This is a genomic window from Pseudoalteromonas sp. SR41-1 (assembly GCF_014164015.1).
Lineage (GTDB): Bacteria > Pseudomonadota > Gammaproteobacteria > Enterobacterales > Alteromonadaceae > Pseudoalteromonas > Pseudoalteromonas distincta.
Map to the genome: position 1 here is coordinate 15,804 of NZ_JACJEK010000015.1, position 26,365 is coordinate 42,168.

At 39.6% G+C, this 26,365-nt stretch carries 28 protein-coding genes; 17 read left to right on the forward strand and 11 right to left on the reverse strand.

The genetic code is table 11. The annotated features are described in order from the left end of the window. The first annotated feature begins 79 nt into the window (after positions 1–79). The 5 genes from H5118_RS13765 to H5118_RS13785 all read left to right on the forward strand — a co-directional run bounded on the left by H5118_RS13765 (position 80) and on the right by H5118_RS13785 (position 5,397). Complete coding sequence (locus tag H5118_RS13765) at positions 80–361, forward strand: MliC family protein (protein ID WP_182696161.1); 282 nt, start codon at positions 80–82, stop codon at positions 359–361. 66 nt (positions 362–427) lie between these two features. After that, positions 428–2,458, forward strand: coding sequence for a methyl-accepting chemotaxis protein (locus H5118_RS13770; RefSeq protein WP_182737822.1), 2,031 nt, complete (start codon positions 428–430; stop codon positions 2,456–2,458). A 71-nt stretch (positions 2,459–2,529) separates the two neighbouring features. Then, positions 2,530–3,996 carry a 4-hydroxy-3-polyprenylbenzoate decarboxylase gene (ubiD, locus tag H5118_RS13775; protein WP_182712540.1) on the forward strand — a complete coding sequence of 489 codons (1,467 nt, stop codon included), beginning with the start codon at positions 2,530–2,532 and terminating at the stop codon, positions 3,994–3,996. Positions 3,997–4,105: 109 nt separating this feature from the next. Then, entirely contained in the window at positions 4,106–4,819 is a 714-nt protein-coding gene (gene fre, locus H5118_RS13780) for an NAD(P)H-flavin reductase (RefSeq protein WP_024594622.1), read from the forward strand. 167 nt (positions 4,820–4,986) lie between these two features. After that, positions 4,987–5,397 (forward strand): CBS domain-containing protein, encoded by a 411-nt coding sequence (locus H5118_RS13785; RefSeq protein WP_024594621.1) that lies wholly within the window; start codon positions 4,987–4,989, stop codon positions 5,395–5,397. 54 nt (positions 5,398–5,451) lie between these two features. Here the strand turns inward: H5118_RS13785 and add are convergent, their stop codons facing one another. From add to cyaY, 8 genes are all read right to left on the reverse strand, one after another. Continuing rightward, a complete protein-coding gene (add, locus tag H5118_RS13790; protein WP_002960964.1) occupies positions 5,452–6,453 on the reverse strand; it encodes an adenosine deaminase in 1,002 nt (333 codons plus the stop codon). A 127-nt stretch (positions 6,454–6,580) separates the two neighbouring features. Beyond that, complete coding sequence (locus tag H5118_RS13795; protein ID WP_182749140.1) at positions 6,581–9,268, reverse strand: CHASE domain-containing protein; 2,688 nt, start codon at positions 9,266–9,268, stop codon at positions 6,581–6,583. 51 nt (positions 9,269–9,319) lie between these two features. Then, entirely contained in the window at positions 9,320–10,429 is a 1,110-nt protein-coding gene (locus H5118_RS13800; RefSeq protein WP_024594619.1) for a heme biosynthesis HemY N-terminal domain-containing protein, read from the reverse strand. Beyond that, positions 10,426–12,267, reverse strand: a complete 1,842-nt coding sequence (locus H5118_RS13805; protein ID WP_182674450.1) for a uroporphyrinogen-III synthase — start codon at positions 12,265–12,267, stop codon at positions 10,426–10,428. The genes H5118_RS13800 and H5118_RS13805 overlap by 4 nt, the downstream gene beginning before the upstream one ends. After that, on the reverse strand, positions 12,268–13,206 hold the full coding sequence (gene hemC, locus H5118_RS13810; protein ID WP_024594617.1) for a hydroxymethylbilane synthase: 939 nt from the start codon (positions 13,204–13,206) through the stop codon (positions 12,268–12,270). Between the two features lie 35 nt (positions 13,207–13,241). Beyond that, the gene (locus H5118_RS13815; RefSeq protein WP_182696168.1) at positions 13,242–14,219 is read right to left on the reverse strand and encodes a DUF2914 domain-containing protein; all 978 of its coding nucleotides are present in this window, start codon (positions 14,217–14,219) and stop codon (positions 13,242–13,244) included. 22 nt (positions 14,220–14,241) lie between these two features. After that, a complete protein-coding gene (locus tag H5118_RS13820; RefSeq protein ID WP_002960978.1) occupies positions 14,242–14,898 on the reverse strand; it encodes an alpha/beta hydrolase in 657 nt (218 codons plus the stop codon). After that, entirely contained in the window at positions 14,895–15,218 is a 324-nt protein-coding gene (gene cyaY, locus H5118_RS13825; protein ID WP_002960979.1) for an iron donor protein CyaY, read from the reverse strand. Before cyaY ends, H5118_RS13820 begins: the two co-directional genes overlap by 4 nt. Before the next feature lie 168 nt (positions 15,219–15,386). Here cyaY and lptM point away from each other — a divergent pair, with 168 nt between their 5' ends. The 8 genes from lptM (at position 15,387) to H5118_RS13865 (ending at position 21,507) form a co-directional block, all read left to right on the forward strand. Beyond that, positions 15,387–15,581, forward strand: coding sequence for an LPS translocon maturation chaperone LptM (lptM, locus tag H5118_RS13830; protein ID WP_024594615.1), 195 nt, complete (start codon positions 15,387–15,389; stop codon positions 15,579–15,581). Next, complete coding sequence (gene lysA / locus H5118_RS13835) at positions 15,582–16,835, forward strand: diaminopimelate decarboxylase (protein WP_002960983.1); 1,254 nt, start codon at positions 15,582–15,584, stop codon at positions 16,833–16,835. 64 nt (positions 16,836–16,899) lie between these two features. After that, complete coding sequence (dapF, locus tag H5118_RS13840) at positions 16,900–17,730, forward strand: diaminopimelate epimerase (protein ID WP_002960987.1); 831 nt, start codon at positions 16,900–16,902, stop codon at positions 17,728–17,730. Continuing rightward, the gene (locus H5118_RS13845; RefSeq protein ID WP_182696170.1) at positions 17,727–18,338 is read left to right on the forward strand and encodes a DUF484 family protein; all 612 of its coding nucleotides are present in this window, start codon (positions 17,727–17,729) and stop codon (positions 18,336–18,338) included. Before dapF ends, H5118_RS13845 begins: the two co-directional genes overlap by 4 nt. Next, positions 18,335–19,279: a tyrosine recombinase XerC gene (locus H5118_RS13850; RefSeq protein ID WP_024594613.1), complete on the forward strand. Its 945-nt coding sequence runs from the start codon at positions 18,335–18,337 to the stop codon at positions 19,277–19,279. Before H5118_RS13845 ends, H5118_RS13850 begins: the two co-directional genes overlap by 4 nt. 10 nt (positions 19,280–19,289) lie before the next feature. After that, positions 19,290–19,997, forward strand: coding sequence for an HAD-IA family hydrolase (locus tag H5118_RS13855; protein WP_182749143.1), 708 nt, complete (start codon positions 19,290–19,292; stop codon positions 19,995–19,997). Between the two features lie 28 nt (positions 19,998–20,025). Then, positions 20,026–21,129 carry a retroviral-like aspartic protease family protein gene (locus H5118_RS13860; protein ID WP_182737978.1) on the forward strand — a complete coding sequence of 368 codons (1,104 nt, stop codon included), beginning with the start codon at positions 20,026–20,028 and terminating at the stop codon, positions 21,127–21,129. 21 nt (positions 21,130–21,150) lie between these two features. Further along, on the forward strand, positions 21,151–21,507 hold the full coding sequence (locus tag H5118_RS13865) for a HopJ type III effector protein (protein ID WP_002960998.1): 357 nt from the start codon (positions 21,151–21,153) through the stop codon (positions 21,505–21,507). Between the two features lie 10 nt (positions 21,508–21,517). On the opposite strand, the gene H5118_RS13870 is transcribed toward H5118_RS13865, so the two are convergent. Beyond that, complete coding sequence (locus tag H5118_RS13870; protein WP_182749145.1) at positions 21,518–21,925, reverse strand: GNAT family N-acetyltransferase; 408 nt, start codon at positions 21,923–21,925, stop codon at positions 21,518–21,520. Positions 21,926–21,965: 40 nt separating this feature from the next. After that, the gene (locus H5118_RS13875; RefSeq protein WP_002961002.1) at positions 21,966–22,271 is read right to left on the reverse strand and encodes a DUF6482 family protein; all 306 of its coding nucleotides are present in this window, start codon (positions 22,269–22,271) and stop codon (positions 21,966–21,968) included. Between the two features lie 109 nt (positions 22,272–22,380). Between H5118_RS13875 and H5118_RS13880 the strand changes: the two genes are divergently transcribed. The 3 genes from H5118_RS13880 (at position 22,381) to H5118_RS13890 (ending at position 24,770) form a co-directional block, all read left to right on the forward strand. Continuing rightward, positions 22,381–23,073, forward strand: a complete 693-nt coding sequence (locus tag H5118_RS13880) for a pseudouridine synthase (protein ID WP_182749147.1) — start codon at positions 22,381–22,383, stop codon at positions 23,071–23,073. Between the two features lie 101 nt (positions 23,074–23,174). Then, complete coding sequence (locus H5118_RS13885) at positions 23,175–23,549, forward strand: BlaI/MecI/CopY family transcriptional regulator (protein WP_165722699.1); 375 nt, start codon at positions 23,175–23,177, stop codon at positions 23,547–23,549. Positions 23,550–23,558: 9 nt separating this feature from the next. Then, the gene (locus H5118_RS13890) at positions 23,559–24,770 is read left to right on the forward strand and encodes a TonB family protein (protein WP_182749148.1); all 1,212 of its coding nucleotides are present in this window, start codon (positions 23,559–23,561) and stop codon (positions 24,768–24,770) included. Positions 24,771–24,844: 74 nt separating this feature from the next. Here H5118_RS13890 and H5118_RS13895 read toward each other — a convergent pair whose 3' ends face one another. After that, the gene (locus tag H5118_RS13895; RefSeq protein ID WP_024594607.1) at positions 24,845–25,228 is read right to left on the reverse strand and encodes an MAPEG family protein; all 384 of its coding nucleotides are present in this window, start codon (positions 25,226–25,228) and stop codon (positions 24,845–24,847) included. Positions 25,229–25,466: 238 nt separating this feature from the next. On the opposite strand from H5118_RS13895, the gene H5118_RS13900 reads away from it, so the two are divergent. After that, entirely contained in the window at positions 25,467–26,345 is an 879-nt protein-coding gene (locus H5118_RS13900) for a DMT family transporter (RefSeq protein ID WP_182749150.1), read from the forward strand. Positions 26,346–26,365: the final 20 nt, after the last annotated feature.

Genomic DNA, 26,365 nt, shown 5'->3' on the forward strand with positions numbered 1-26,365 from the left:
ATTTTGCTTTGTTATTCTTACATTAGATTAAAATTTTGCCCTATGTTTTAACTAACGCTTAAAGAAGATGGGAGGAAAAATGAAAGTATATTTAGCATTAATCGCTATTTTACTAAGCTTAACCGCTTGTAGTGATTTAAAAACCAGTACTGCTTACCAATGCGATGATGAGAGCGTAAAACTCAACATCATTAACAATTCTGAAGCCGAACTTATCTTTAACAATAAAGTGCATGTACTTAATCACGAAAAAAGTGCCTCAGGGAATAAATATATAAATGAAGAGGTACTGTTTTGGGGTAAGGGCAATGAAGCCATGTTAATCATTGCAGGTAAAAAAAGACAGTGCACCAAGGCCTAACATAAAAACAACCAATAAATTACAATAATGCTACAATAATTAAAGACCCATTATTGTGATGAAGTTATGCGTTCAATTGCGATCAAACATAAAATAATTTTAGCCTTTACAGCCATTGGCATATTGGTGCTAACAAGTAGTGTATTTTTTTATTGGTCATTAAACAAAATTAGCGTTAACAATACCCGAACCGAAAAATTAGCGGTTCCGGTACAACAGTTCAGCAAAGATTTAAGGCTATCATTACTGTCTATTACCAAATTTAACGCCTTAGCTTACAGCCAAGCAAACCTTGATTTACTTCAACAAAATAAAAAACAGGCGCAAGTTGAGCAACAACAATTTAGCGATATGCTCAATTTGTTAAGCACTCAACTAAATCAACAAATAACAATGCAAAATTTACTCACCAGTACCAACGCAGGTTTCGAGCAACTGACTGAAGTAAGTGTCGCAATGTTTAGCGCTAAAGAGCGTAAGTTTGTAGCGCAAAATTCCACCATAGAATTATCAGCAACGTTTAACGAGCAACTTTACAATTTAAGTTCTAACTTACTTGATATAGAACTTTTAGAAGTGCCTGTAAAACAGCAGGCGTTACTTAATGCTATGTTTGGAACAGCGACCCGTATAGACGATTTATTGTTTAACTTAAGCAATAATATAAAAAGCATTACTCAAACTACAAGTATCAATGATTTAAATAGCCATCAGCAAGATACCCTATTTCTACTAGATAACATCCAACCTAATTTCACCTATTTAGAGCAACAAGCGCTACCTTTTAATAATGCGTTTAATGCTAAAAATTTAACGGCTAAGTTTAATCAATTAAGAGAGTTACTTAACAACGATACAGGAATTTATGCCCAACAAAATAAAGTACTCAAAAGTACTATTGCTGCGGCTCAAAATTTTGAACACTTTCAACAGCAATTTATAACAACAGAAGATCAGCTTATTGAACTTAATAAATTGGCTGATGAGCGCTTTAATGCCTTACAAACTAATGCAAAGGCCGCCATAAATACAGGGATTAGTTCTGTAGTAATTATTACGATTGTTTTAATTATATTGATTATCGCTATCTCTATTTTTACAACTCGCGCAATGCTAAAACCGCTTAAAAAAGTAAACCGCGATTTAGCCCGAATCGCCTCAGGTGATTTATCAAAGCGAAGCCACCCACGTAGTAAGGATGAATTTGGTACTTTGCTAAATAACATAAATAAACTCAGTGAAGACCTTACTAACCTAATTGGTGCAATTAGTAGCGACGCCCACGAACTAGACAGCAGCGCTATTAAAACCAGTGAAAAAGGTCAGCAAATGACGGTTGTTGCACAACAGCAGTTAGAGCGAAGCGCGCAGGCAACATCGCTTGCACACAATATGCTAATCAACTCACAAGCGGTTTATGAACAAGCAGATAAAACATCAAGTGAAATAACAAACGCATCGCAATTTGCAAATGATGTAAACGAGATTGCTAATCAAAATAGTCTAAGTATAGAAACTTTATTGCAGCGTCTTGATAAAGCAGTAGGCAGCACAGAAGAACTCGCACAGTACACTCAGCTTATTGAAGCCATTGTTGAAACAATTAGTAGCATTGCCGAGCAGACTAACTTACTTGCACTTAATGCTGCAATTGAAGCAGCGCGAGCGGGTGAAAACGGACGCGGGTTTGCTGTAGTTGCTGATGAGGTTCGATCATTAGCTGCACGTACACAAACCTCGACTAGCGAAATAAACACCATGATCCAAACATTGCAACAACACACTAAAACAACTCAAGAACACATTACTGATGGCCAACACCAAGCCAAGCAATGTGTTAAAAACAGCACTGAACTAAATAAAGCCGTAGAGCGTATTAAAAGCACATTGTTGTCTGTTAATCAGATGAGTGAGCAAATTGCTCATGCATCACATGAGCAATTGACTAACAGTGGCGACATTCAACAAATAATGGCAAAGGTGACAGAGCAAGCAACCTTGAATGCCCAAAATGCGACAACCCTAGCAAGCGAAAGTGAAGACGTAAACCAACTTGCACACTCTTTAACGAGTGCCGTAGAGCGCTTTAAGTTTTAAGTGCAAGTAATGACTTGCCTTGCATGAAATGGGTATAATACTTTAACTCTTTTGCTTAATAGCGGCCCACAATGAAATATAAAGATCTACGTGATTTTATCGATTTGCTTGAAAAAAAAGGCGAACTTAAACGTATCACCCAAGAAATCGACCCGTATCTTGAAATGACCGAAATATCTGATCGCACATTGCGTGCAAAAGGCCCTGCGTTATTATTTGAAAACCCAAAAGGCTACGATATGCCGGTGCTTACCAACTTATTTGGTACACCAAAACGCGTAGCAATGGGCATGGGCCAAACAGATGTTAGCGAGCTTCGCGAAGTGGGCAAGCTACTCGCTTTTTTAAAAGAACCTGATCCACCAAAGGGTATTAAAGAAGCTCTAGGCGCTATACCTATTTTTAAGCAAGTGCTTAATATGCCTGCAAAAGAAGTTAAAAAAGCGCCTTGCCAACAAGTAGTTTTAGAAGGTGATGATGTAGATTTAACTAAATTACCTATTCAGCATTGCTGGCCAGGTGATGCAGCACCATTAATTACTTGGGGCCTTACAGTTACCAAAGGGCCTTATAAAAAGCGCCAAAATTTAGGTATTTATCGCCAGCAATTATTAGGCAAAAATAAAATAATTATGCGCTGGTTGTCACATCGTGGTGGCGCGCTTGATTTTCAAGAATGGTGCAAAGAAAACCCAGGGCAACCCTACCCTGTATCGGTAGCATTAGGTGCCGATCCTGCCACTATATTAGGTGCCGTAACGCCTGTACCTGACACTCTAAGCGAATATGCATTCGCTGGCTTATTACGTGGCAGCAGAACCGAAGTTGTAAAATCTATTTCAAATGACCTACAAGTCCCTGCCAGTGCAGAAATAGTACTTGAAGGTTACATAATGCCTGGTGAAATGGCGCCAGAAGGCCCTTATGGTGACCATACCGGTTACTATAATGAAGTCGATGACTTTCCAGTAATGACGGTCACTCATTTAACGCATCGTAAAGAACCTATTTATCACAGCACATTTACTGGCCGTCCGCCTGATGAGCCTGCTATTTTAGGTGTGGCACTTAATGAAGTGTTTGTGCCGATACTACAAAAGCAATTCCCTGAAATTGTCGACTTTTACCTTCCGCCTGAAGGGTGCTCATATCGTATGGCGATTGTAACAATGAAAAAACAATATCCAGGCCATGCGAAGCGCGTGATGATGGGAGTTTGGTCGTTCTTACGTCAGTTTATGTACACCAAATTTGTAATCGTCTGCGATGACGATGTTAACGCCCGCGATTGGGAAGATGTTATTTGGGCTATAACAACCCGAATGGATCCAGCGCGTGATACAACATTAATAGAAAACACACCTATTGATTATCTCGATTTTGCATCACCAGTCTCAGGTCTTGGTTCAAAAATGGGAATGGATGCTACCAATAAATGGCCTGGCGAAACCACCCGCGAATGGGGCGAGCCTATTGTTATGGATAAAGACACCAAAGACCGTGTAGATGATATTTGGGAAAGCCTTAATATTGTTTAAGTGTTTATATGTAAGTACATATCAGGCTATAAAATAACCCTGCAGATATGCTAGAATCTAGCTATTCGATTGCGTATCTGCTGTTACAAGCGCTGCTAAAAGGTAAAAAATGCAAACATTAAAAGCTGAAGTTGTAGCTATCAGCCCACTTACAGAATTTGTTCATAAAGTAATTTTAAAGCCACAACAACCTGTGACCTTTGAAGCTGGCCAATACATGCAACTCGTATTAGGCGAAAAAGACAAACGTGCTTTTTCTATAGCTAGTCGCCCTTCACAGTGCGATGCAATAGAACTGCATATTGGCGCCTCAGGTGCCGATTCGTATGCAATGCAATCGTTAGAGCATTTACGAAACGCCCATACCACAGGGCAGTTAGTAGACATTGAAGCTGGCTTGGGTATTTCACAGTTGCGCCTGCAATGTGAGCGCCCTATTATTTTACTCGCCGGTGGTACTGGTTTTTCATACGCAAAATCAATGGCTGATCATTTAGCTGAAATAAAATGCGACCGCCCTGTATTGTTTTACTGGGGCGTAAAAGAAGAGTCTGCTTTATATGCACATACAGAAATGCAAACATGGGCAGATAGCCATGAGAACTTTAAGTTTATTCCTGTAGTAGAAAATCCATCTGCTAATTGGCAAGGACACACTGGCTATGTACACAAAGCAGTAATGCAAGATATTGTGTCACTAGAACCATACGATATTTATATGGCAGGTCGTTTTGACATGATAGGTGTTGTCCGTGATGACTTTATTACTCATGGTGCAATTCGTGAAAACATGTACGCAGATGCATTCGCATTTATCAAATAATTGAAATTTACTTTCAGTTATAAATAAAGGCACCTAATCGGTGCCTTTATTTTTATAACAACAAATATTTAATAGTTAAAACCTATCAACTCCATCAATATAAACAATTTCCTAAATCCCTATCTATAAACCATACTTTGTATAGAACATCAGCGGGAGAGACCCAAATGCTAAATACAAAAGTAAAAGATTTTATGCAACGCAAGTTGCCAAATATCACACCAGATACAGAAATGACGACAGCCATAGCAGAACTACAAAAATTTAAACTACTTGGCGCACCAGTATTTGATAAAGATAAATGCTTAGTTGGATTTATATCAGAGCAAGAGCTGTTAAAACCACTTACGCAAAGCAGTTATTTTTGTGATGGGATGGTTAAAGTCTCGCAGCTTATGCAAACAGAGGTAGTGACCGTTAGCGGCGATACCAACATTATTGAGCTTGCACAGCAGATGCAGCCTGGTAAACCAAAAAACTACCCTGTTGTAGAGGGTGTTAAAGTAATCGGTATGATCAGCCGAGCAGACGTACTTAAAGCGCTTTACGATAATTACATAAGCTGCCAAACACATTAAATTGCAGATACAAAAATGCCGCTTATATAAAGCGGCATTTTTAATGCTCTTAAATTAACGTGCGCTAACGAGTGCTAAAAGTTCTTTTTTATCGCCATCGCTTAAAAATGCTATTTCTAACGCATTTTTTTGGGCTTTTTCCATATCAGCTTGAGATAAGCCTGCTTTAGGTGCAGCAACGGTATATTCATACTCAATTTCAATACCTTCAACCGCAGGATCATCAGTATTAATACACGCTAAAATACCATGATCTAAAAACTGTTTAAGTGGGTGCTTAGTTAAATCGTTTACTGTACTGGTTTGAATATTACTTGTTAAGCATGACTCAATACCAATACGGTTATCGCGTAAATAATCCATTAGTTTTGGATCTTCAATTGCTTTAACGCCATGCCCTATTCTGCTCGCACCCAACTCATTAATTGCTTGCCAAATACTTGGAGCGCCAAGTGCTTCTCCAGCATGAATAGTCGAAGCTAAATACGCATTTCGTACTTGTTTAAAGTGCTCTACAAACAACTCACCCGGGAAGCCAATTTCGTCACCGGCTAAATCAACAGCGACTAAATCATTTTTAAATGCGAGTAATGCATCAAGCTCTTTTTGACACGTTTTTACGCCATAAGTACGCGATAAAATACCAATCAAGTTAGCTTTTATATTTGCGCCCTTTGTTGCTGATTTAATACCATCAACAACTGCCTCTACAACGCCTTCTGGATGTAAACCTTGGCTTTGTGCCATGTAGTAAGGGCTAAATCGAAGCTCCACATAATCAAGACCTTGTGCTTGTGCATCTTCAATGTTTTCAATTGCGATACGTCTACACGCATCGTAGTCGCCAAGCACAGTAACTCCCCAATCTAACTTTTGTAAAAAAGCCATGAGGTTTGGTTCAGGATCAATAACTTGAACATGAGGGATTAATGCTTCAACGTTATCTGCAGGTAGCTCTATATTAAACTGTCGACCAAGTTCTAATATGGTTTGCGCACGTACATTACCGTCTAAATGGCGGTGAATATCTAGCAAAGGTAATTTTCTATTGATCATAATAGCAACCCAGTTTAGTTAAATTTGCGCGCATGATACGCAGATACAGTTATTTTTCAAGTCTATATGATTTGCGGTAAGTTTTAGCGGTCATATGTCTGCTTTTTGTGCAAAAAAATGATACAGCTTATTTTCCTGATAAGTGATGCCAAAGAGTTTTAAAAAGCGTATTTGCATCAATAGGTTTGGTAATATAACCATTCATTCCACAGGCTAGTGCCTTTTTAACGTCCTCGTCATGGGCGTTCGCCGATAGCCCTATTATGGGTAAATCAATTAACTCTAAATCACGACGAATTACTTTTGTTGCTTTGAGTCCATCCATTTTTGGCATTTGAATATCCATAAGAACAATGTCATAGCTATTTTCGGCTAGCTTTTCTATGGCCTCAAAACCATCGTTAGCAATGTCGGCAATACAGCCTTTCGTTTTTAAAATAGCATTAGCAACATGCTGATTAAGTGGATTATCTTCTACTAAAAGTAATTTATAGCCTGTAAATGATAATGTACTTACGTCTATTTCGTTGTATTGCTGCTGAATTTGCTCTGCCTTTGGTAAAGGCGATATTAGCGGCAAACTAAATGTAAATGTAGAGCCTTTACCTTCATAACTAACTAAATCAATTGCACCACCCATTAACTCAACCAGTTTTTTGCAAATACTTAATCCTAAGCCTGTACCACCATATTGGCGTGAGGTTGAGCTATCAGCTTGTGCAAACGGTTTAAACAATTGTTTCTGTGCTTCGCTACTAATACCAATACCCGTATCGTTAATACTAAAATAAGTCATTTTTTTCGATTGCCAAATTTTCAGAGTGATTTCACCTTCCCCTGTAAATTTAACCGCATTATTGAGCAGATTCAGCAGCACTTGTTTTAAGCGAATTGGATCGGTATTAATGACCAAATTTGATGTTTTATCAAAATCGAGACTTAACTTTATTGATTTAATGTCAGCATCAAACTGAAGTAAATTAAGCATTTCATCCGCTAAACTCGCTACATTAATAGGCTCTTGCATTAAGTCTAGCTTGCCTGCTTCCATTTTTGAAAAGTCGAGCACATCGTTTAATACCCTCAGTAAAACACCAAGTGCCCCATCTGCTTGCTCTATGTAACTTCTAGCTTGTTGCCAATCGTTTTGCTGGAGCGCTAAATAATGCAGCCCTTTTATACCGTTAATAGGGGTGCGGACTTCGTGGCTCATGTTTGCTAAAAACTGCCCCTTTATATGACTCGCTTCATCTGCTTTTTGTTTTTCTTTGCGTAGTGTATGTGTTTGCTTGGCCACTTGTTCGCGAATTTGTATGTTTGTACCAGTAACTGAAATCAAAAATGTAATCAGTAACCACACAAACAACATACCTACTATTTGTGCAAGCCAATATACTAACCAAGACGTTCTAACTATTGGCTCATATAACTCAACCTGCCACATGCGTTTGCCAATCAACAATTGATATTCTTTAAATAGCGCTTGCGAATTAGCGGTATCTGCAATATAAATTGCCTGCTTTTTCCCTGATACCGTTGTATCAAAAAAACTAGCTGAAATTGAGTTGTTGTGATCAAATAATAGTGTTTGCGATAAGCGTTTCAGACTGACTATCGCTGCCACAAAGCCTTGAAAATCATCTTCGGTAGAGGACTCTCTAAAAACAGGATATAAAAAAAGCACACCGTGTTCGGCTGTATTTTGGACCAAGTTAATTGGCTCACTTAGTGCAAGTTCATTAAGCTCTTTCGCTTTGCTAAGCGCTGCACCTCTTACTTTACTAGAAGCTAAATCAAACCCTAAAACATCTTCATTACCTTTTAAGGGATATACGTACTTTACTGGAAAGTAATTACTACGCGTACCTGCTGGTTGCCAAGCTCCATCTAGTGACTTTTCTTTTATATATAGAGGTTTGCCTGTGGCTGGATTTTCATGTGTTTCAAAATCTGCGAGTTTATTTGCTGGTATATAAGGTATCCATTCAAAAGCCAGAATTTCTTGGCTGTAGCCCAACTGCTTTGAAGTAAATTGTTTAAACTCTTTAAAATCCACGTCACTACTACTAGCAAAATATGTAGCTAATAAGCCTAAATGAGCAGTAATACCATCGAGCTTTTGGCTTATAGCATTTTGCACAGAAAGTATTTTGGCTTCTTGCTTTTGAATATCTTTTTCTTTTTTAACACTAGCAGCGCCATAAAAACTAACGCTGATCAGTATGTAAATTAATAGCGAGGGTAAAATTACCAGCATACGGTGGCGTACTTGTGTGTAATTAAAAGCGGCGAGTACTAAAGGTGTAAATATAAGTACGCCAATACTGTCGCCAATCCACCATGCTATAAAGTTATCAAAAATAGCATTGGTCGGAATCACATTATTCAATGCTAATAAACTTGTTCCTACACCTGCAGCAATAACACAACATATTGGCCCCGCTACTATTAAGCTTTGAACACTGTGTTTTAAAGAAGATAAATCCAACGGCGCTTTTATAACATTCACTATAATTTGTCGGCCAATCCAAGCCTGTAAAACAGAGGCTAAAGTAATGCCTATAGCTTGTAAAAGCACAATAAAATGAAAAATATCTACGGTGCGTTCAAGGTGAATTAAGTTAGTACAAAAAGCCCCAATAATAAGGCCAATAAATGACTTACGTCCCCAAATTAAAAAGCTCGCTAAAGCAATTCCTGAGGGCGGCCAGGAGGCGACCGCATAGCCATCTACAGAAAGAAGTGAGTTGCTAAAGTATCCTGTAAAGAAGTAAGCACAAGCCAAGCTAAGGGTTAATATTAAAAACTTTCTCAAAGCTTGTGCTCCTGAACTACAAAAAATGCTAAGTAGTTATAGTGTAGTCATTTATTGATATAAAACGAGCGCCTTTTCTGCCTGTGCACTATTTTTATAACTCAACACAGCTTGTTCAGAGAACTGTTTTTTATTTTCACTATTCAGTGCTTTATCAAAAATTCTAGCTGCTAAGTCATAATCACCCTTAGCATTAGCAAGGCAAGCTAGCGCAAGTAATAGTGAATTATTTGAATCATCCTTCTTAAGCCGTTCTTGAATGCTTATTTGCAACTTAGCTGCATCGGCTGCTGTTGCTTTACTTAATATATTGGCAAGCTCTAAGTGTTGCTCATTGTGCTTAACCATTTTAATTAAGTCACTTTCAATAACAGCCAATTGACCTGCTTGCGCCATTTGCATTAAATATGCGGTGTGGGCATGAGCTTGCAGCTTTTTAGGCAGCTGTTTATATTTTTCACTCAGCTTGTCTGCATCTAACGCACTAAAATAAGCACTAAATAACTGCGTCCACTGTGCATCAGTAAGTGCTTTTTTGCGCAGTAAACGCGGCAAAAAGTCTTCCAGCGCACTAAAGTGTTGTTGCTGTACTAATACTTCTGCATAAAGTTTTAACTCAAGTGCGGTGGCTTTTTTAGCTTCTGCGCTAATACGCATTTGTGATTCAATCGCGCTACTATCGCCACTTGCCAACCATAGCTTTGCTACTTTTAATTGATGCTCTGGGCTTATTTCAAATAAACGCTCAAGTGCTTTATCTGTTTGATTATTAGCAAGCGCTGCTTTTGCAAGTAATGCTAAGCGAATATCTTCAAACTTATCTGGTACGCTATTACCCGATAAAGCCTGTTCTACGTGCTCGTAATCATCATTAATAGCACTCCAAAGAGCCTGCTCAATAGCTGCTTGTTTGCGCTCTTGGCTACGTGCAAAAAAGCCATGCTTAGTATTATGATAAATCGATAATAAATAACGAATTAACTTATATGTTAAATATAAAACAACAGCGGTAATGACTGCCATTATACAAAACGATACTATCGTGCCTTCTATCGTCGTATTGTTAAATGAAATAAGTACATAACCTTTTTCATCTAGAACGAATGGAGTAACCGCTAGTACAACAACAATAGCTACAATTAAAATAATTAGCCCTATCATTGCGCCCACTCCTTAACCTTTTGTGTACTGTTTAAGGTTACTTTTGGATTAAAGTTAAGCTGCTCTTTTTCAAGTTTAGACAACGCTTTAAGTACCGTTTTAGTTGTATCATCGTCTTGCTTAAAGTACTCACCAACTAAACGTTTTGCTTCACTTAAGGCGCTAAAGAAAATACTCGCCTGCTTACTCATAAGTGCATCTTGTGCCTGAGTTATATTAAGCTTGATTCGTTGATTTATTAAATGGCGCTCTTGATCCGTAAGTAATGGCTCAATGGAAACACCTTCGTGCTGACGAATAGTAATAAAGCTATCCACAATTTTATTCCAGCTATTACTCAAGTTTTGCTGCCAATCACTCACGTCACCACTTAAAGCATTTTCATCTATTGCAGCTGCTTCTTCTGGTAAATTAACCGCATTAAAAACTAAGTCGTCAATACTGCTTAGTACACTGTTTAGCTGTAAATAAATAGCCTCTGTTGCAACAGGTTTAAGGCTATCAAGTGTTTGTATATCTTGCATAATCGCTTGGCGAACTTCAACTGTTCCTGGGTGCTCACTAAGTAATCCATCTAAGCGCTTTAAAACAGCACTAGTGCCTTGGTAGTCTTTTTCAGCCCATAGTTTAAACTCAGCCATACGCTGTAAGCTGGTTACTTCTTGCGGGTTTAACGATGAGCCTTGTTGCTGCGCCTTTTGCAAAGCCGCTTTTAGTTCTTGCTGATTTTGAACTGCACTTTCATTTAGGGCTGCGGCAACTTTTTCTTCACTATTAAACAGCGCTTGTTGCAAATTAGATTGCGCCGATTTAAGTGCTTGCAGCTCCTGGGTGAGTAACTTATTTTGCTCGCTTAACTCATTAACGGCTAGGTTTTGCGCCTTACCAGCATTTAATTTTTGATAAAACTCGTATCCAACACCAGAGGCCACAATTAACGAAATAAGAAGCGCAAGTACTGCAACCTTACTTATTTTTTGTTTACTTTTGTCTGCCGTATTTTTTGTAGCTGTAGGCTCTTGCTTAGTTGATTTAGCAGAGGTCGTGTTAGCTATTGTTGGTGTGGCTTTTTCTGCCGTTACTGGCTTTGACTGTTCGCTCATGTTGCTACCTTGCTGATTTATGCAGGTAAACATAGCATTATCGCTAGCCCCTGCTGCAATGTGTATATTAGCCGAACTTACCTGTTGCAGCTTTAAATAAGCGGCTATACGCTCGCTAGCAACATAAAATCGGCACTGTTGTAACCATTGTAGTTGGTGTGCAGTAAGGCTTTTAAATATAGCATCAACTGCTGCATTACTTGTTATGACTATACCGTGTACATTCTGGCTTTTCCAGTGGTCTGTCCAGTTAGAGGTGATACTCTCTGTCGGTTCACGTTTGTACACAACGCAATTATTTAAAAAAGCACCGCGCTCTTTGAGCGTTTTAGCTAACTCAGGGCGGCCACCTTGGCCCTTAACTAATACTATATTACAGCCACCCACCTCGGCGAGTGATTTAAGCGCAAGTAACCCTTCTGAATCATACTGCTTTGGTACTGCTGCGCGCACACCAAATTGCTCATATATAACATCGGCTGTTTGTTGTCCAACCGCATAAAACTGCGCTTTGGTATTTATATCTGGTTTTAATTGCGAAAGTGCACTGACTGCATCTTGCGAGATAAATATTATTTTATCTGCATTTAATAGCGGACTAAGCTCAGTGCTGGAGGGTGTTAAATGCGTTATTTTTAATACCGGAAATAAAGACGCCTGATAACCCGCTTGCTCAAGTTGCTGTGCAAGGGCTGCGCCTTTTCCTTCGGGCCGAGTTATCAGAATATGTGTCATTTATGCGTCTCTATAAACTTCAGCTAGTATTTTGTCTGCACCTTGAGCTAGTAATTTTTTAGCAAGCTCAATACCTAGTTTTTCTGCGTCATTTACATGGCCTGTTACTTCGTCACGTAAAATTTCGCTGCCATCAACAGCACCAACTAAACCACGTAAATGCACTTGTTCGCCATCAACCAATGCATAAGCACCAATAGGAACTTGGCAACCACCTTCTAAATAGCGATTCATCGAACGCTCTGCGTTTACGCGAATACGTGTTTGTGTATGCTCAAGTGGTGCAAGTAATGCTTTGGTTACTTCATCATCAATACGACATTCAATACCTACAGCGCCTTGACCATTTGCTGGTAATGACACTTCTGGCTCAATGTAGTCAGCAATACGCGACTCCATTTCTAAACGAATAAGCCCTGCAGCCGCTAAAATAATAGCATCATATTGGCCGTCATCTAATTTACCTAAACGCGTATTTACATTGCCGCGTAAATCACGAATATCTAAATCAGGGCGAAGTGCCTTAATTTGGCACTGGCGGCGTAGGCTCGAAGTACCAACAATAGCGCCTTGTGGTAGCTCACTTAAATTAGCAAAATTGTTTGATACAAACGCATCGCGTGGATCCTCACGCTCACAAATAGTATGCAGTGCTAGCCCTTGAGGAAACTCTACTGGCACATCTTTCATAGAATGTACGGCAATATCAGCTCGGCCATCTAGCATGGCTTGCTCTAGTTCTTTAACAAATAAGCCTTTACCGCCAATTTTGGCCAATGGCGTATCTAAAATTATATCCCCTTGTGTCGACATTGGGACTAATTCTACGCGCACATCTGCATGAAAACGCTCAAGCTCTGCTTTTACAAATTCGGCCTGCCAAAGTGCTAGAGCGCTTTTTCGCGTTGCGATGCGTACTAATTTTGTTTTTTCTGTCATAGGGGTATCCAATTAATTACTGCGTTTAGCCAGTTTTAGTCAGCTAAAATTCTAAATTCTTTTTGGGCAATTAAATTACCTTGCTCATCAACTACATCAACACGCCAATGACCTGTTTGTGTGTTCATTATATTTTTTGTTGAGTACGTTCTGTAACGAGGCGAAGTAACATTAAGTGTAATTTCAGCCATCGTTTCACCTTCAAACGACCAAACATGCTTAACTTGCTGGCCTTGAAGGTTTTTAATCTCGCTAAAAAACGATAACCCTTCCTCAAACTGGCTTAACCTAATATCAGCAGCAAACACATTAGTAGGCTCACGCTTACTTACTTTACGAGTAAGTACCGCGCGACTAATTTTACCCGTGTCTATTTGCGCCCCCAATGCCACACTTGCCACATGTGCTGTAGAGGAAAAACCTTCAGTGCCACTCAATGCGCCATCATCACTTTCTAACTCTAAAAGTAAGTCACTTTGACTTGCAGGCTCAGTTACGTTTTGGGCTTCTGCGGTTTCTTCTTGCACATCATTATCAAGGTTTGAGTTTAACTCTGTATTAATACTTTCGCTTTGATCAGTAACAATATCGTTGTTAGCCAACAAAGCCGGGGGATTATTTACAAGGTCTACTTCGGCAGGTGTATTACTTGAAATGCTTAGTTGAGTCTCATTTTGCTCAGCTAACAAAGGTTCAATACTCGCTTGAGTTATCTCTACAGACTCAGCAGGGGTATTGTTTCCTGATGATTGAGGCTCAACATCCATTACCTCATCGCTTGTTTGGTTTTCAGCGTTACTGCTGAAATTTAAGAATTGTTCCTGCTCATTTGGGTGCTCACCTTGCTCTGCATTAACAGAGGTGGTTAAGCCATAAACAACTGCTGCAGAGGTCATTAATACCAACATAGCAATACTCACAATACGACGCCAATTCCACTCGTAGCTTACCGTTGGTACGCTCTGTTGTAATTCGCGTTTAACATTTGCTTTTATAACTATTTTTTGACTCATATTGACCTCAGCGGTTCCAAAATTAGCTTAAACGAGCAATTAACCATTGGCGAATAGCTTGCAATTCTTCTGCGCAAACTTGATGAGCCATTGGATATTCTTGCCAGCTTACATCCATGTTATGTGCTGTTAATACTTCAAACGCATTTCTACCCGCACTGTGCGGTACAACGTTATCTTGGCTACCATGAGCCATAAATACGTTTAAATCAGTATGTTTTGCTTCATCAGCAAATTTGTGTGGCACACACATATAAGTAGAAAGCGCCATAACACCCCCAAGCTTTTGCTCAAAGCGCGGCGCTAAATGCAAAGACACAACACCACCTTGAGAAAAACCAGCTAAAATTATTTTATTAGCAGGAATGCCATTAGCAATTTCTTTATTAATTAACTCTTCTACCTTTGCAGCAGAATCTCTTACGCCTTGTTCATCGGCACGCTTATCTAATTCTATAGACTTAATATCGTACCAAGAGCGCATTTCCATGCCACCATTTATGGTGACCGGTTGCACTGGCGCATGCGGAAAAATAAACCGTATACCAAGCTCGCTTGGTAAATTTAGCTGTGGGGCTACTGGCGCAAAACCATCCCCAGAGTCACCTAAACCATGTAACCAAATAACCGTTGCTTTATGTTCACTTTGGGCTGCATATTCTACAAATTCTAAACTCATAGTGATGATTGCCACTTAACTTCTTGGCCTGCTTGGCGAGTTGAGGCTTCATTTATAAACGCCCAAAATTCAGCGCCAGAGCGGTTATCAATCCATAACCCATCACGCATTTCAAAATGATGTCCGTTAAACTTAGTCGCAACCCATACTTGATGAAGAGGTGCTTGCTTATTGATCACTATTTTACTTTTATCAGGAAAAATAATTTCTAAAATACCTTGTGCCGATTCATAATCTAAATCAGCTTCGCAATCATCAACCTGCTCTTCAATAGTGAACATAAGAGCTTCGGCTAATTGGTGATATTCGTGTTCAGTCATTGTTATTTCCTTTGCAGGCGAGCCGCCTAATATTGGGTACGTTTTAGCTTTAAATTAGCTTTAAAAATGTGCAGCTAGTGTAACAGGAATAAAATCATCCGCGAATAGCTGCATTTTTTAGATATTCTGTTACTCTGCGATTATAAAGCCAGCAACCGTATTAATCTAATGAAAGCGACACATACCTTACAATTAAAAAGACTATTAATAAGCACTGTACTGTTAAGCGCCTTAGCTGGCTGCGGACAAAGCGGTCCGTTATATTTACCAGAGCAACAAACAGAGCAAAACCAACCTCAAAATACAGCTAAACCAGCCACTACCGCTGAGCAAGCTAAAGCATCGCAAAGTCAGGAGCAATAAATGGATTATTTTAACTACAAAAACAACCAATTATTTGCCGAAGACGTCAGCGTAGCAAGCATAGCGCAGCAATACGGCACGCCGTGTTATGTATACTCGCGTGCTACATTTGAGCGCCATTACTTAGCATTTGCTAACGCCACTAAAAATCATAAAAGCTTGGTATGTTACGCTGTAAAAGCAAACTCAAATATTGCCGTACTTAATATATTAGCGCGCTTAGGATCGGGTTTCGATATTGTATCTAAAGGTGAACTAGCGCGTGTAATTAAAGCGGGAGGCGATGCTTCTAAAGTGGTTTTTTCAGGCGTGGCTAAAACGTCTGACGAAATAGCTTACGCATTAAAACTGGGCATTAAATGTTTTAATGTAGAGTCGGCGTCTGAGCTTGAGCGTATTTCTGAAGTGGCTTGCGAGCTTAACCTAGAAGCGCCTATTTCTATTCGCGTAAACCCAGACATAGATGCAAAGACACATCCGTATATTTCTACCGGTTTAAAAGAAAATAAATTTGGTATTGATATTCAAACAGCAGTGAGTGTTTATCAACAAGCAGCGGCTTTACCTGGTTTAAAAGTAATTGGTGTCGATTGCCATATTGGCTCTCAATTAACGCAAGTTAGACCTTTTTTAGAAGCCCTTGATAAATTAATGGCGCTTATTGATGAGCTAAAAACTAACGGTATTGAGCTAACTCATTTAGATATTGGCGGCGGTTTAGGTGTGCCATACGACAACGAGCAACCACCACACCCAAGTGAATATGCAGCGCAAGTTACCGAACGCTTAGCTAACTACAAACATCTTGAACTTATTTTTGAACCAGGGCGCGCTATTGCAGCTAACGCAGGTATTTTGGTTACTCAAGTTGAATTTATTAAACAAAACCAAGACAAGTTTTTTGCAATTGTAGATGCAGGTATGAACGATATGCTTCGCCCTGCGCTTTATCAAGCGTGGCAAAAAATTATTCCGGTATCCGTTCGCGACGACGAAACACCTACTCACAACTTTGATATTGTGGGTCCGGTGTGCGAAACCGGCGACTTTTTAGGAAAAGACCGCGAACTTGCACTCAAACAAGGCGATTTACTTGCACAACGAAGTGCGGGTGCATATGGCTTTACAATGAGCTCAAACTACAACTCGCGCCCGCGTGTTGCAGAAATTATGGTAGATGGTCAGCAGCATCACCTTATTCGTGAACGCGAAACTATTGAAAGCCTTTATCAAGGTGAGAAAGTTTTACCATAAACGTTTTTGTCTACTAGCTGCTCTGTGGCATGATTAGCACAGAGCAAAACCGAATTAGAGCGCTATGTTAGTTAATTTTTCCAAAATGCACGGCTTAGGTAACGACTTTGTTGTGATTGATAACATTACACAAAATGTTTTTTTGTCGCGAGACCAAATCAAAAAACTGGCAGATCGCCACTTTGGCATTGGCTTTGACCAATTGCTGATGGTTGAAGCACCATATTCACCTGATCTCGACTTTCATTATCGAATTTTTAATGCCGATGGTACCGAAGTAGAACAATGCGGTAACGGCGCACGCTGTTTTGCCCGCTTTGTACGCATGAAAGGCCTTACTAACAAGCACAAAATTAGTGTATCGACTAAGTCGGGCAACTTAACGCTCTACATAGAAAAAGACGGTCAAGTAACTGTTAACATGGGCCATCCTAATTTTGAGCCAAGTAAAATTCCGTTAAAAGCCAGCAAACGCGAGCTTACTTATATTATTAGAACGCAAGAACACACTGTATTTAGTGGCGCGGTATCTATGGGTAACCCGCATTGCGTGCTAGAGGTTGACGACGTAACCACCGCGCAAGTTGATATATTGGGTCCATTGCTTGAAAACCATGAACGCTTTCCGCAAAAAGCGAACATTGGCTTTATGCAGGTTGTATCGCAAGAACACATTAAGCTAAGAGTGTGGGAGCGCGGCGTTAACGAAACCCTAGCCTGTGGCACAGGTGCATGTGCAGCGATGGTGATTGGTCATATGCAAAATAAACTATCAACAACCGTTCAAGTAGATTTGCCGGGCGGTACTTTGCAAGTGCGCTGGAGTGGTGAAGGTCACCCGGTACGCATGACTGGTCCCGCAGAGCATGTTTTCGACGGACAAGTAGCACTATGAGCGAGCTAAGTACAGAGCAGATTATTAATTACTTACAGCAACATCCTGACTTTTTAGTTCATCACCCCGAGCTACTCGCACAACTTGAGCTGCAACAGCAAGCTCAAGGTGCAACGTCACTAGTACATATTCAGCAACGTCAATTACGCGAGCACAACACGCTTTTAAAAAGCCAAATAGATGCTATGAGCAAGCATGCAACGCAAAACGAGCTCGTATATCGTTTGTTTAGCCAATGTCATCGCCAGCTTTGGAATCATGACGACTTTGACACTCTTGCAAATAATCTACGCAATATAATCTGCTCAAGTGAAGATGTTAACGACTGCAAATTAGTAAAATATAATCCCGAGTACGACGAGCTTATTGCGCATCGCCTTACCCATTCTGGGCATTATTTAGGGCGAATTAATAAACAAGAGCGCGAACAATTATTTAGTGAAGATACACAATCCGTCGCTATTTATTTAATTGGCGACACCAAGCACCCTATCGCTATTTTGGCGTTTGGTAGCAATAACGTAAACCATTTTGAGCCCGCGCAAGATAACCTGTTTGTGCTCGACTTTATAAACGCATTACACCTGCGGTTACAAAAACTAGCATGAGTGACGATGCGCCTAATATTACCGCGCTAAGCGACCACTGGCGTACACCCATAACGCTATTTAGCGATTATTTAAAGTTTGAAAAACAATATTCAGCGCACACAGTTAATCAATACGTAAGCCAACTTGGCTTTGCAGCCCTTTATTTTAGCAAACTATGTGATGACTGGTTTGGCGTACAAGGCGAACATATTCGCCGCTACAGCATGGCACTGCGATCAAAGCAATTAAGTGGCCGTACAATTAGCTTAAAGCTCAGTTGTATTCGCAGCTTATATAAGTTTTTAAAAGCAAAAAATATTGCCGAGCAATCGCATTACCATAATCCGGCTATAGGTATAAAAGGCCCTAAGTTTGCAAAGCCCCTACCTAAGAATCTCGATGTAGATCAAATGGCACGCTTGCTCGAAATACCCGACGACGAACCTCTCGCAATTAGAGATAAAGCAATGATGGAGTTGATGTATTCATCAGGGCTGCGTATAAGCGAGTTAGTTGGCGCTAACATGCAAGATATTAGCGCTGCCAATGGCGAAATTTTAGTGCGTGGTAAAGGCAATAAAGAGCGGTTAATTCCGGTGGGTAAAAAAGCGTTAGACGCACTAAAAAAATGGCTCACAATACGCCCTCAGTTTGCAAAGCCCGATGAAATAGCCGTATTTTTAAGTAGCCAAAAAAATCGTATTTCAATTCGCCAAGTGCGTCTGCGTATGCAAGAGTGGGGAATAAAACAAGGCATTAGCTCGCAGGTTCATCCGCATAAGCTGCGCCACTCGTTTGCGTCACATATTTTAGAATCATCTGGTGATTTACGCGCTGTGCAAGAATTACTAGGGCACAGCAGTTTGTCGGCTACACAAGTGTATACGCATTTAGATTTTCAACATTTAGCCAAGGTGTACGACAACACTCACCCTCGTGCAAAAAAACGAACTGATTAGGTAAATAAATATGATCCGATTTAATCGTGCTATTAAGCCATTTTCTGTCATGAGCTTTGATTTAGACGACACTCTTTACAACAATCACCCCATTATAAAAGCAGCGGTTAAAGCGCAGCAAGATTATTTAAACGCGCTCCCTAGCTACTTAGCCCAAGGCCAAAAATACTGGCAACAATGCCGCAATGAAGCCGTATTACAGTTACCTGAACTTGCTGATAACGTCACTAAATGGCGCCAACATACATTGCGCTTAGCCCTTGCTAAACTAGATTTGAACGAGCAAGAGGTAGAGTACCATGCCGATGCTGCCTACAACGCCTTTGCCGATGCGCGCAGTAAAATAGTGGTAACCGACGACGTACTAAAGCTGCTAGATAACTTAGCCCAGCACTTTACGCTGGTTGCTATAACTAATGGTAATGTTGAAATTGAACGCTTTAACTTACACGATAAATTTGAGCTTGTATTACAAGCCGGTATGCACGGTAAAGCAAAACCTCACAGCACCTTATTTGATAAAGCCGCCGAGCACTTAAACGTTGCTAAAAGTGAAATTTTACATATTGGCGATAGCCTAGATACCGACGTACAAGGCGCAAATAATGCCGGTTGCCAATCGGTATGGTTAAACGATCAAGGCGCCAATTATGCTTATAAAGGGCTGGCTGATATTGAAATAGCCAATATTCATGCCTTAACGCACTTTATTAAATAATACCAATTGCATTAAATAAGAGGTCACAATGAGCCACTATACCAAGCTAATTACCTTGCTATTAATTGGCTCACTTAGCCTTAACGCTTATTTATTGTGGCCGCAGCCCGCGCCAACCAAAGTACAAAAAACGCAAGGTGCTGAAAAAAGCATATCGCCTAAACAACAAAATACGCTATTAAATACGGCAAAGCAGCAGTTTAAAAAACACCAATTTGAAGCCGCACTTAGTAGCTATCAACAACTCAAAAACAGCAATCCAGAAATCGCAAAAAACCTTTATTCATCGTGGCTAGTGCAGCTTAAAACATGGCTAAATAGCAATTTATTACTCAGCGAGTCATTTCTCAATGCGCTATTAAATAACAGCCCTTATAACGTAGAGTTACTTAATTTACAGGTTGAGTATTTAATAAATAGCGAGCAAACACAAAATGCCATTATTGCTTTATTTGAGCTTAATTCATTACTGCCTGCTGATCAGCAAAGTAATGTAAATACACGTTTAAATACGCTCACTCAAAACGAATTACACACATTAACTGAGCAACAAAATTGGCAAGCTATTATTGAGCAAACACAAATTTGGCTTGATTATAAAAGCGATAACGCGCAGTTTTTATATCCGCTTGCGTATGCCTACTATCAGCAAGGCGATTTAATTAGCGCACAAGCAACCCTTGATCGAATGCCAAACCAGCACAATCTAAAAAGCCAAGTGCAAACACTGCAAGCGATGATCAATAAAGCACAATCGCAAGACGACTTTGTTGCTTTAACGCCTTACGGCGCGCATTACTTAATAAACACCGAAATAAATAACAATCTATCGACCGAACTAATGATTGATACAGGCGCAAGCGTAACCTCACTACCTACAAATATTATTAAGCAAATTTCGCCAAGACCTTTGTATTTAGGCGATGTAACGGTAAATACAGCGAATGGTCAAATTGTTGTAAAGCGTTATCAAATTGAATCGTTTAAAGTGGGCTCGCAAATTATTTATGGTTTTGAAGTGCTAAGCATTGAAAACACCCGTGGGCAAGGTTTGCTAGGAATGAACTTTTTATCGCGATTTAAATTCAATATAAATCAGCAAACAGATGAGCTAGAGTTGAGCGCTAAATAATTAAAAACCCAAAGGTAACACATGACACTAAATAACTATTTAAAAGCACTTGCTGAAAACCCAAAAAGCATTCAATTTACCGATACAATGGCCGTGATAGAAGCAAATTACGACTTTACTGCATGTGGCTTTAATAACCATGGATTACTTAGCGCTGCGAGTGAGAACAACGGCTCGTGTAAAATTTTTGCGTTTGCTAAATTAAACGATTTAAGTAAACAAAATACGTTGGATTGTTTTGGTAAGTTTTACCGAGAAGACGTTCTGCAAAACCCTAAAGGGGATGATCATATGAACATTCGCACGTTTATGTTAGCACCAGAGGCAACACCTTTTTTAGGTATTACCTTTGAAGGCGAGCCACTAAAAGCAAAATAGCCAGCAAAAATTAAAGTGGTTTTTCCATAAAGTAACGCGTACCTGAGCGTGGGTAATTATTAAGTTGATACTTAACACTATAACCGCGCTTTTCATAAAAGGGTTTTGCTTGAAAATCAAGTGTATCAAGCTGAGCAGTTGTAGCACCTAGCTCAATAGCTGCTTGTTCAAGTGCCGTTAGCAGTTTATCTGCAAGCCCTTTACCTCGTGCAATATCGCTACACCAAAGCCAACTAATCATCAGCCAATTTCCAAACACACACCCACTAATACCGGCAACAAGCTCGCCCTGCTCATCAGTAAATTTATAGCCTAATGGCACTCTTTGCGCATCAAAATGCTCGGCGTTAAATTCAACCATTTGTGCGCGAAGCGCTGAGTTTAACGCATCGGTATTATCTACTTTTAATTGATACATTTATCGCCCTTAAAAAGCAGATACTAGCAAATTAGCTCAATCAATAAAGATTATTTTTACCATAAGGTACTTCAAGCATATTGCTGCTGGTTTTATCCGGCTGGCCGCACATTTCGTCGTAAGCGCTTGTTTGCCTTAACATCATCTGTGCGTACGCTATTTTTTCAAAACGCTTTTGAACATGCAGTGGGCTGAGCGCTCTTAAAAACTCACCGCTGTCTTCTGTTACATAATATTCAACGTTATTAATCATTACCGATACTTGATAAAGCGCCATATCTAACGAGTGAACAATAACTTTTTGTAGCGGCTCGTGCTTTTTTAACTGTGAAAATTTAATACCCATCTTGGCTACCTTTTTATATTTAACCTGAGTTCTGGTTATTTAACATTATCGATACGCAGCTTTGCTATAATCACGATCAAATTTTTATTAGCCGCTGGCGTCACACGTTATGAGCACAAAAATCCGACTCGCTAAATATATTGCCCATGCAGGTATTTGTTCTCGTAAACAGGCATCGCGTTTAATTGATGAAGGTGTAGTGACTGTAAATAATCGCCCAGCAAATCATATAGATCACGTTGATGAGCAAGACACAATAATAGTGAACGAAAAAGAAATTAAAGGTGCTGCCGATTTAGTTTATTTTGCGTACCACAAACCAGTAGGTATTGACTGTAAATTAAATATTGATGACCCTGCCAGCCTTATTCACCATTTGCCCACACTCACCCGTGTTTACCCTATTGGTCGATTAGATAAAGACTCTCGCGGTTTGCTTATTTTGACCAACGATGGGGATTTTTGTAATCAACTAATACATCCTGACTTCCACCAGCCTAAACATTATTTAGTCACCGTAAATAAGCCTTTAGACGATGCTTTTTGTAAAAAAATGGCTGCAGGCGTACCCGTTGATAAACACATAACCCTGCCTTGTGAGGTAAATAAAATAGCCAGTAATCAGTTTAGTATTGTTTTAAAACAAGGGCTAAACAGACAAATACGTAAAATGGCGCATTACTGCGGATACAAAGTAATTGACTTATTTAGAGTGCAATTTAGTGACCTCCCCCTTTCAAAGCTAAACCTACCTGAAAACCAATATATACAAATTAATAAAAACGATATTTCAAAAATCTAATACCAAGTCACTTAACTATATCTCAAAAAGTTAAAAATAAACTTGCAAAAATAGATTACAGGTGTAGTCTCAAATTAAAGATTACACTTGTAGGCGATAAGATGATTGAATTATCAAAAGCAGAGTTTGACGTGCTCGATGCACTTTGGATTAACTACCCCGCCACCGCGAGCCAAATAATTGAACGCTTAAGCGACGATAAGCAATGGCACGAAAAAACAATTAAAACCCTACTAGGTCGACTAGTAAAAAAAGGCGCACTTACATTTGAAAAAGAAGGTCGCCAATATATTTATATGCCGTGTATTGAGCGCGCCGACTACACCTTAAAAGAAAGCCAAAACTTTATTGAGCGCTTTTTTAGTGGGCGTATTGCGCCACTTGTAAGTGGTTTTGCTAAATCGGAGCAGCTTTCTCAGCAAGATATAAACGAGCTTAAAAAAGTTATAGATGACTGGGAAAAAAACCAAAAATAAGGGATTAACATGGTTATTCAAACTGGTTTTAATTGGTTGATTGAGCAGCAATTACTATTAAGTATTTTGTTTTGTGGATTTATTTTACTCGAGCGATTTGGTTTAAAAGCCCTTGGCTCACGGTTTGTATATAAATTAGCATGGCTATTACCTGCAGCATTGGTTATTGCTAATTTACCAAATGCGGTTAAACCACTGCAAAGTAGCAATATTAGCCATTATTTAATCACCCCTAACCAGCCCTTTGCACATGGAATGGGTATTAGCTGGGCGCTCATGTATGTACTTATTACTGCAGGGTTATTAATAGCTAGCTTTATTACACATACCCGTTTTGTTAAAAATCTGCAGTTAACTGAGTTAACACAATTTGAAGGTACTCTTACCACTGGTGTTAAAACCTACACCAGTCAACATGTAGCCACACCAATGGTGGTCGGGATTTTAAACAGCAAACTGGTGTTACCGAGTAACTATAATACTCAGTTTGATAAAGCCACATTAGCGCTTATTTTAGAGCACGAAAACGTACACATTAAACGCAAAGACAACTTAACAAACGCACTTATATTACTGCCTACTCTTTTACTTTGGTTTAACCCACTAGCTTGGTTTTGTTACGCAAGTATGCGCCGACTACAAGAGCTGACTTGTGATGAACGGGTACTTAGCAATAAAACCACACAACAACATATTTTATATAGCAAAGCCTTAATAAACTGCGCGGCGAATGCGCCCACAGGGCTTATGGCTTATTCACACTACGGAGATAAAAAAACCATGTTACAACGACTAACTAATATAAAACACAGCGGGGAGCGTTCAAAGTTTGCTAAAGGTGGCTTATTACTTTTAGCCGCAAGCATGCTAAGCGGCTTAGCCATTGCAAAACAACCAGAAGTAAATAAAACGCAAGAGGAACATATTTCACCAACAATACGCATTGAACCTGTTTATCCAATACAAGCAGCTCAACAAGGGATCAGCGGCTCTGTTGTATTAAAATACGATATTGCAGCAAACGGTAAAACAAAAAACATTAGTGTTATTCAATCTAAACCTAAAGATGTTTTTGATAAATCAGCGAAAGAGGCACTAGCAAAATGGAAATATAAAGCATCTGATTCAGGTTTTGAAGATGTACTTGTACAACTAGATTTTGCGATTAATAGTGAAGTGACACCTACCGATTTAATTGAGCGAATTAAAGTATCGCATTAACGCCACCGGGTTGTTCAAGACTACAAAGCAAGCGCCCTTTTAGGCTGCTTGCTTTGTGGTTTTACGCTATAAAGTTATAAACTCACCACAATCATGGCAATGGCCGTACCCAAACCAATAAACCACACTAATGAGCGAATTATATCTAGGTTCATATAGTAAAATACGCAATACAAAATACGCGACACAATATGCGTAACTGCTAACATTTCGGTCACTGCACCTACAGAGTTAGTGCCGAGTACAACTGCAATAGCGACAGCAAAAACAGCAAGCGATTCAAAACAATTTTGATGAGCAGCGAGCGCCCGTGCACCAAAGCCGGTTAATTTTATTTGTTGCGCCCTTGGGTGTTTATTGTCGTATCGACCTAATTTTGCCATTGCTATAGCAACCGGCACTTTTGCAAAGTAAGGCATTAATACCGCAAGTAATGCACATACAACTAATGTTGTCATAATTTATCCTTTTAATGTTTCGGATAATTTAGCATAAGCGCAATAAAAAAGCCGCCAGATACGTTTATGACAAACTCTGGCGGCTAACAATAACATCAGACCTACTATAGCTAAATTTATCCTTAAACCCGTGCGACATAATGTCGCAGATGATGAATATTCAACATCATAGTTAATGCATCGCTTTACTTCACAAAGCTTGTTAACTTTACTGCCTTACATTTTAACGATGACAATCATGACCTGGATATTTTTCACTTTTTTAGCCGCTTTCATGCAAGCATGGCGTAATGCCCTGCAAAGTAAATTAAGTAACGATGTGAGTGTTGCTGGCGTAACCCTCTCCCGCTTTATTATTGCAGGCCCTATTGCTGCGGTGTATTTATATGGTTTGTATCAATATCAAGATACCGCCATGCCTACGTTTAATAATGCCTTTTGGGGATTTATTATTGGCGCGAGCGTTATGCAAATACTTGCCACCGGTTTAATGGTTAAGTTGTTTAAAATGAATAATTACGCTGTAGGTGCTGGTCTTGCTAAAAGCGAGGCGTTAGTAGCTGCCATTTTAGGTGTATTATTTTTTGGCTCGGCACTTTCTTTGCTTGGTTGGCTTGGTGTGTTTTTTGGCGCTATTGCCGTATTGCTACTCAGCGGCATAACAAGCGTTAAACACTTTAATGCTAAAACTGCATTACTAGGACTGGCATGCGGTACTTGCTTTGCACTTACATCGCTGTGGGTACGAGAAGCGAGTTTAAATTCAGGGTTACTATTCCCACATTCTGCCGCTTGGGTTTTACTGTTTGTAATTAGCTTACAAACACTAATACTACTGGGCTATTTATTATTAAAAGAGCCGCAAACACTTAGTAAACTGTGGCAATACAAAGGTACTACAGCCGCAATTAGTGTTTTTAGTTGTGTCGGTTCTATTGGCTGGTTTAGTGCAATGAGCTTACAGCACGTTGCTTACGTTAAAACACTTGGACAGGTTGAAGTGTTTTTTACCATGCTAATTGCCGTTCTTTGGTTAAAGCAGCCACTTAAGAAACAAGATACTGCTGGCTTAATACTCATAGCCATTGCCGCTGTTTTGGTTATGTTGCCGAATTAAGGGCATAAAAAAGCGCAGGC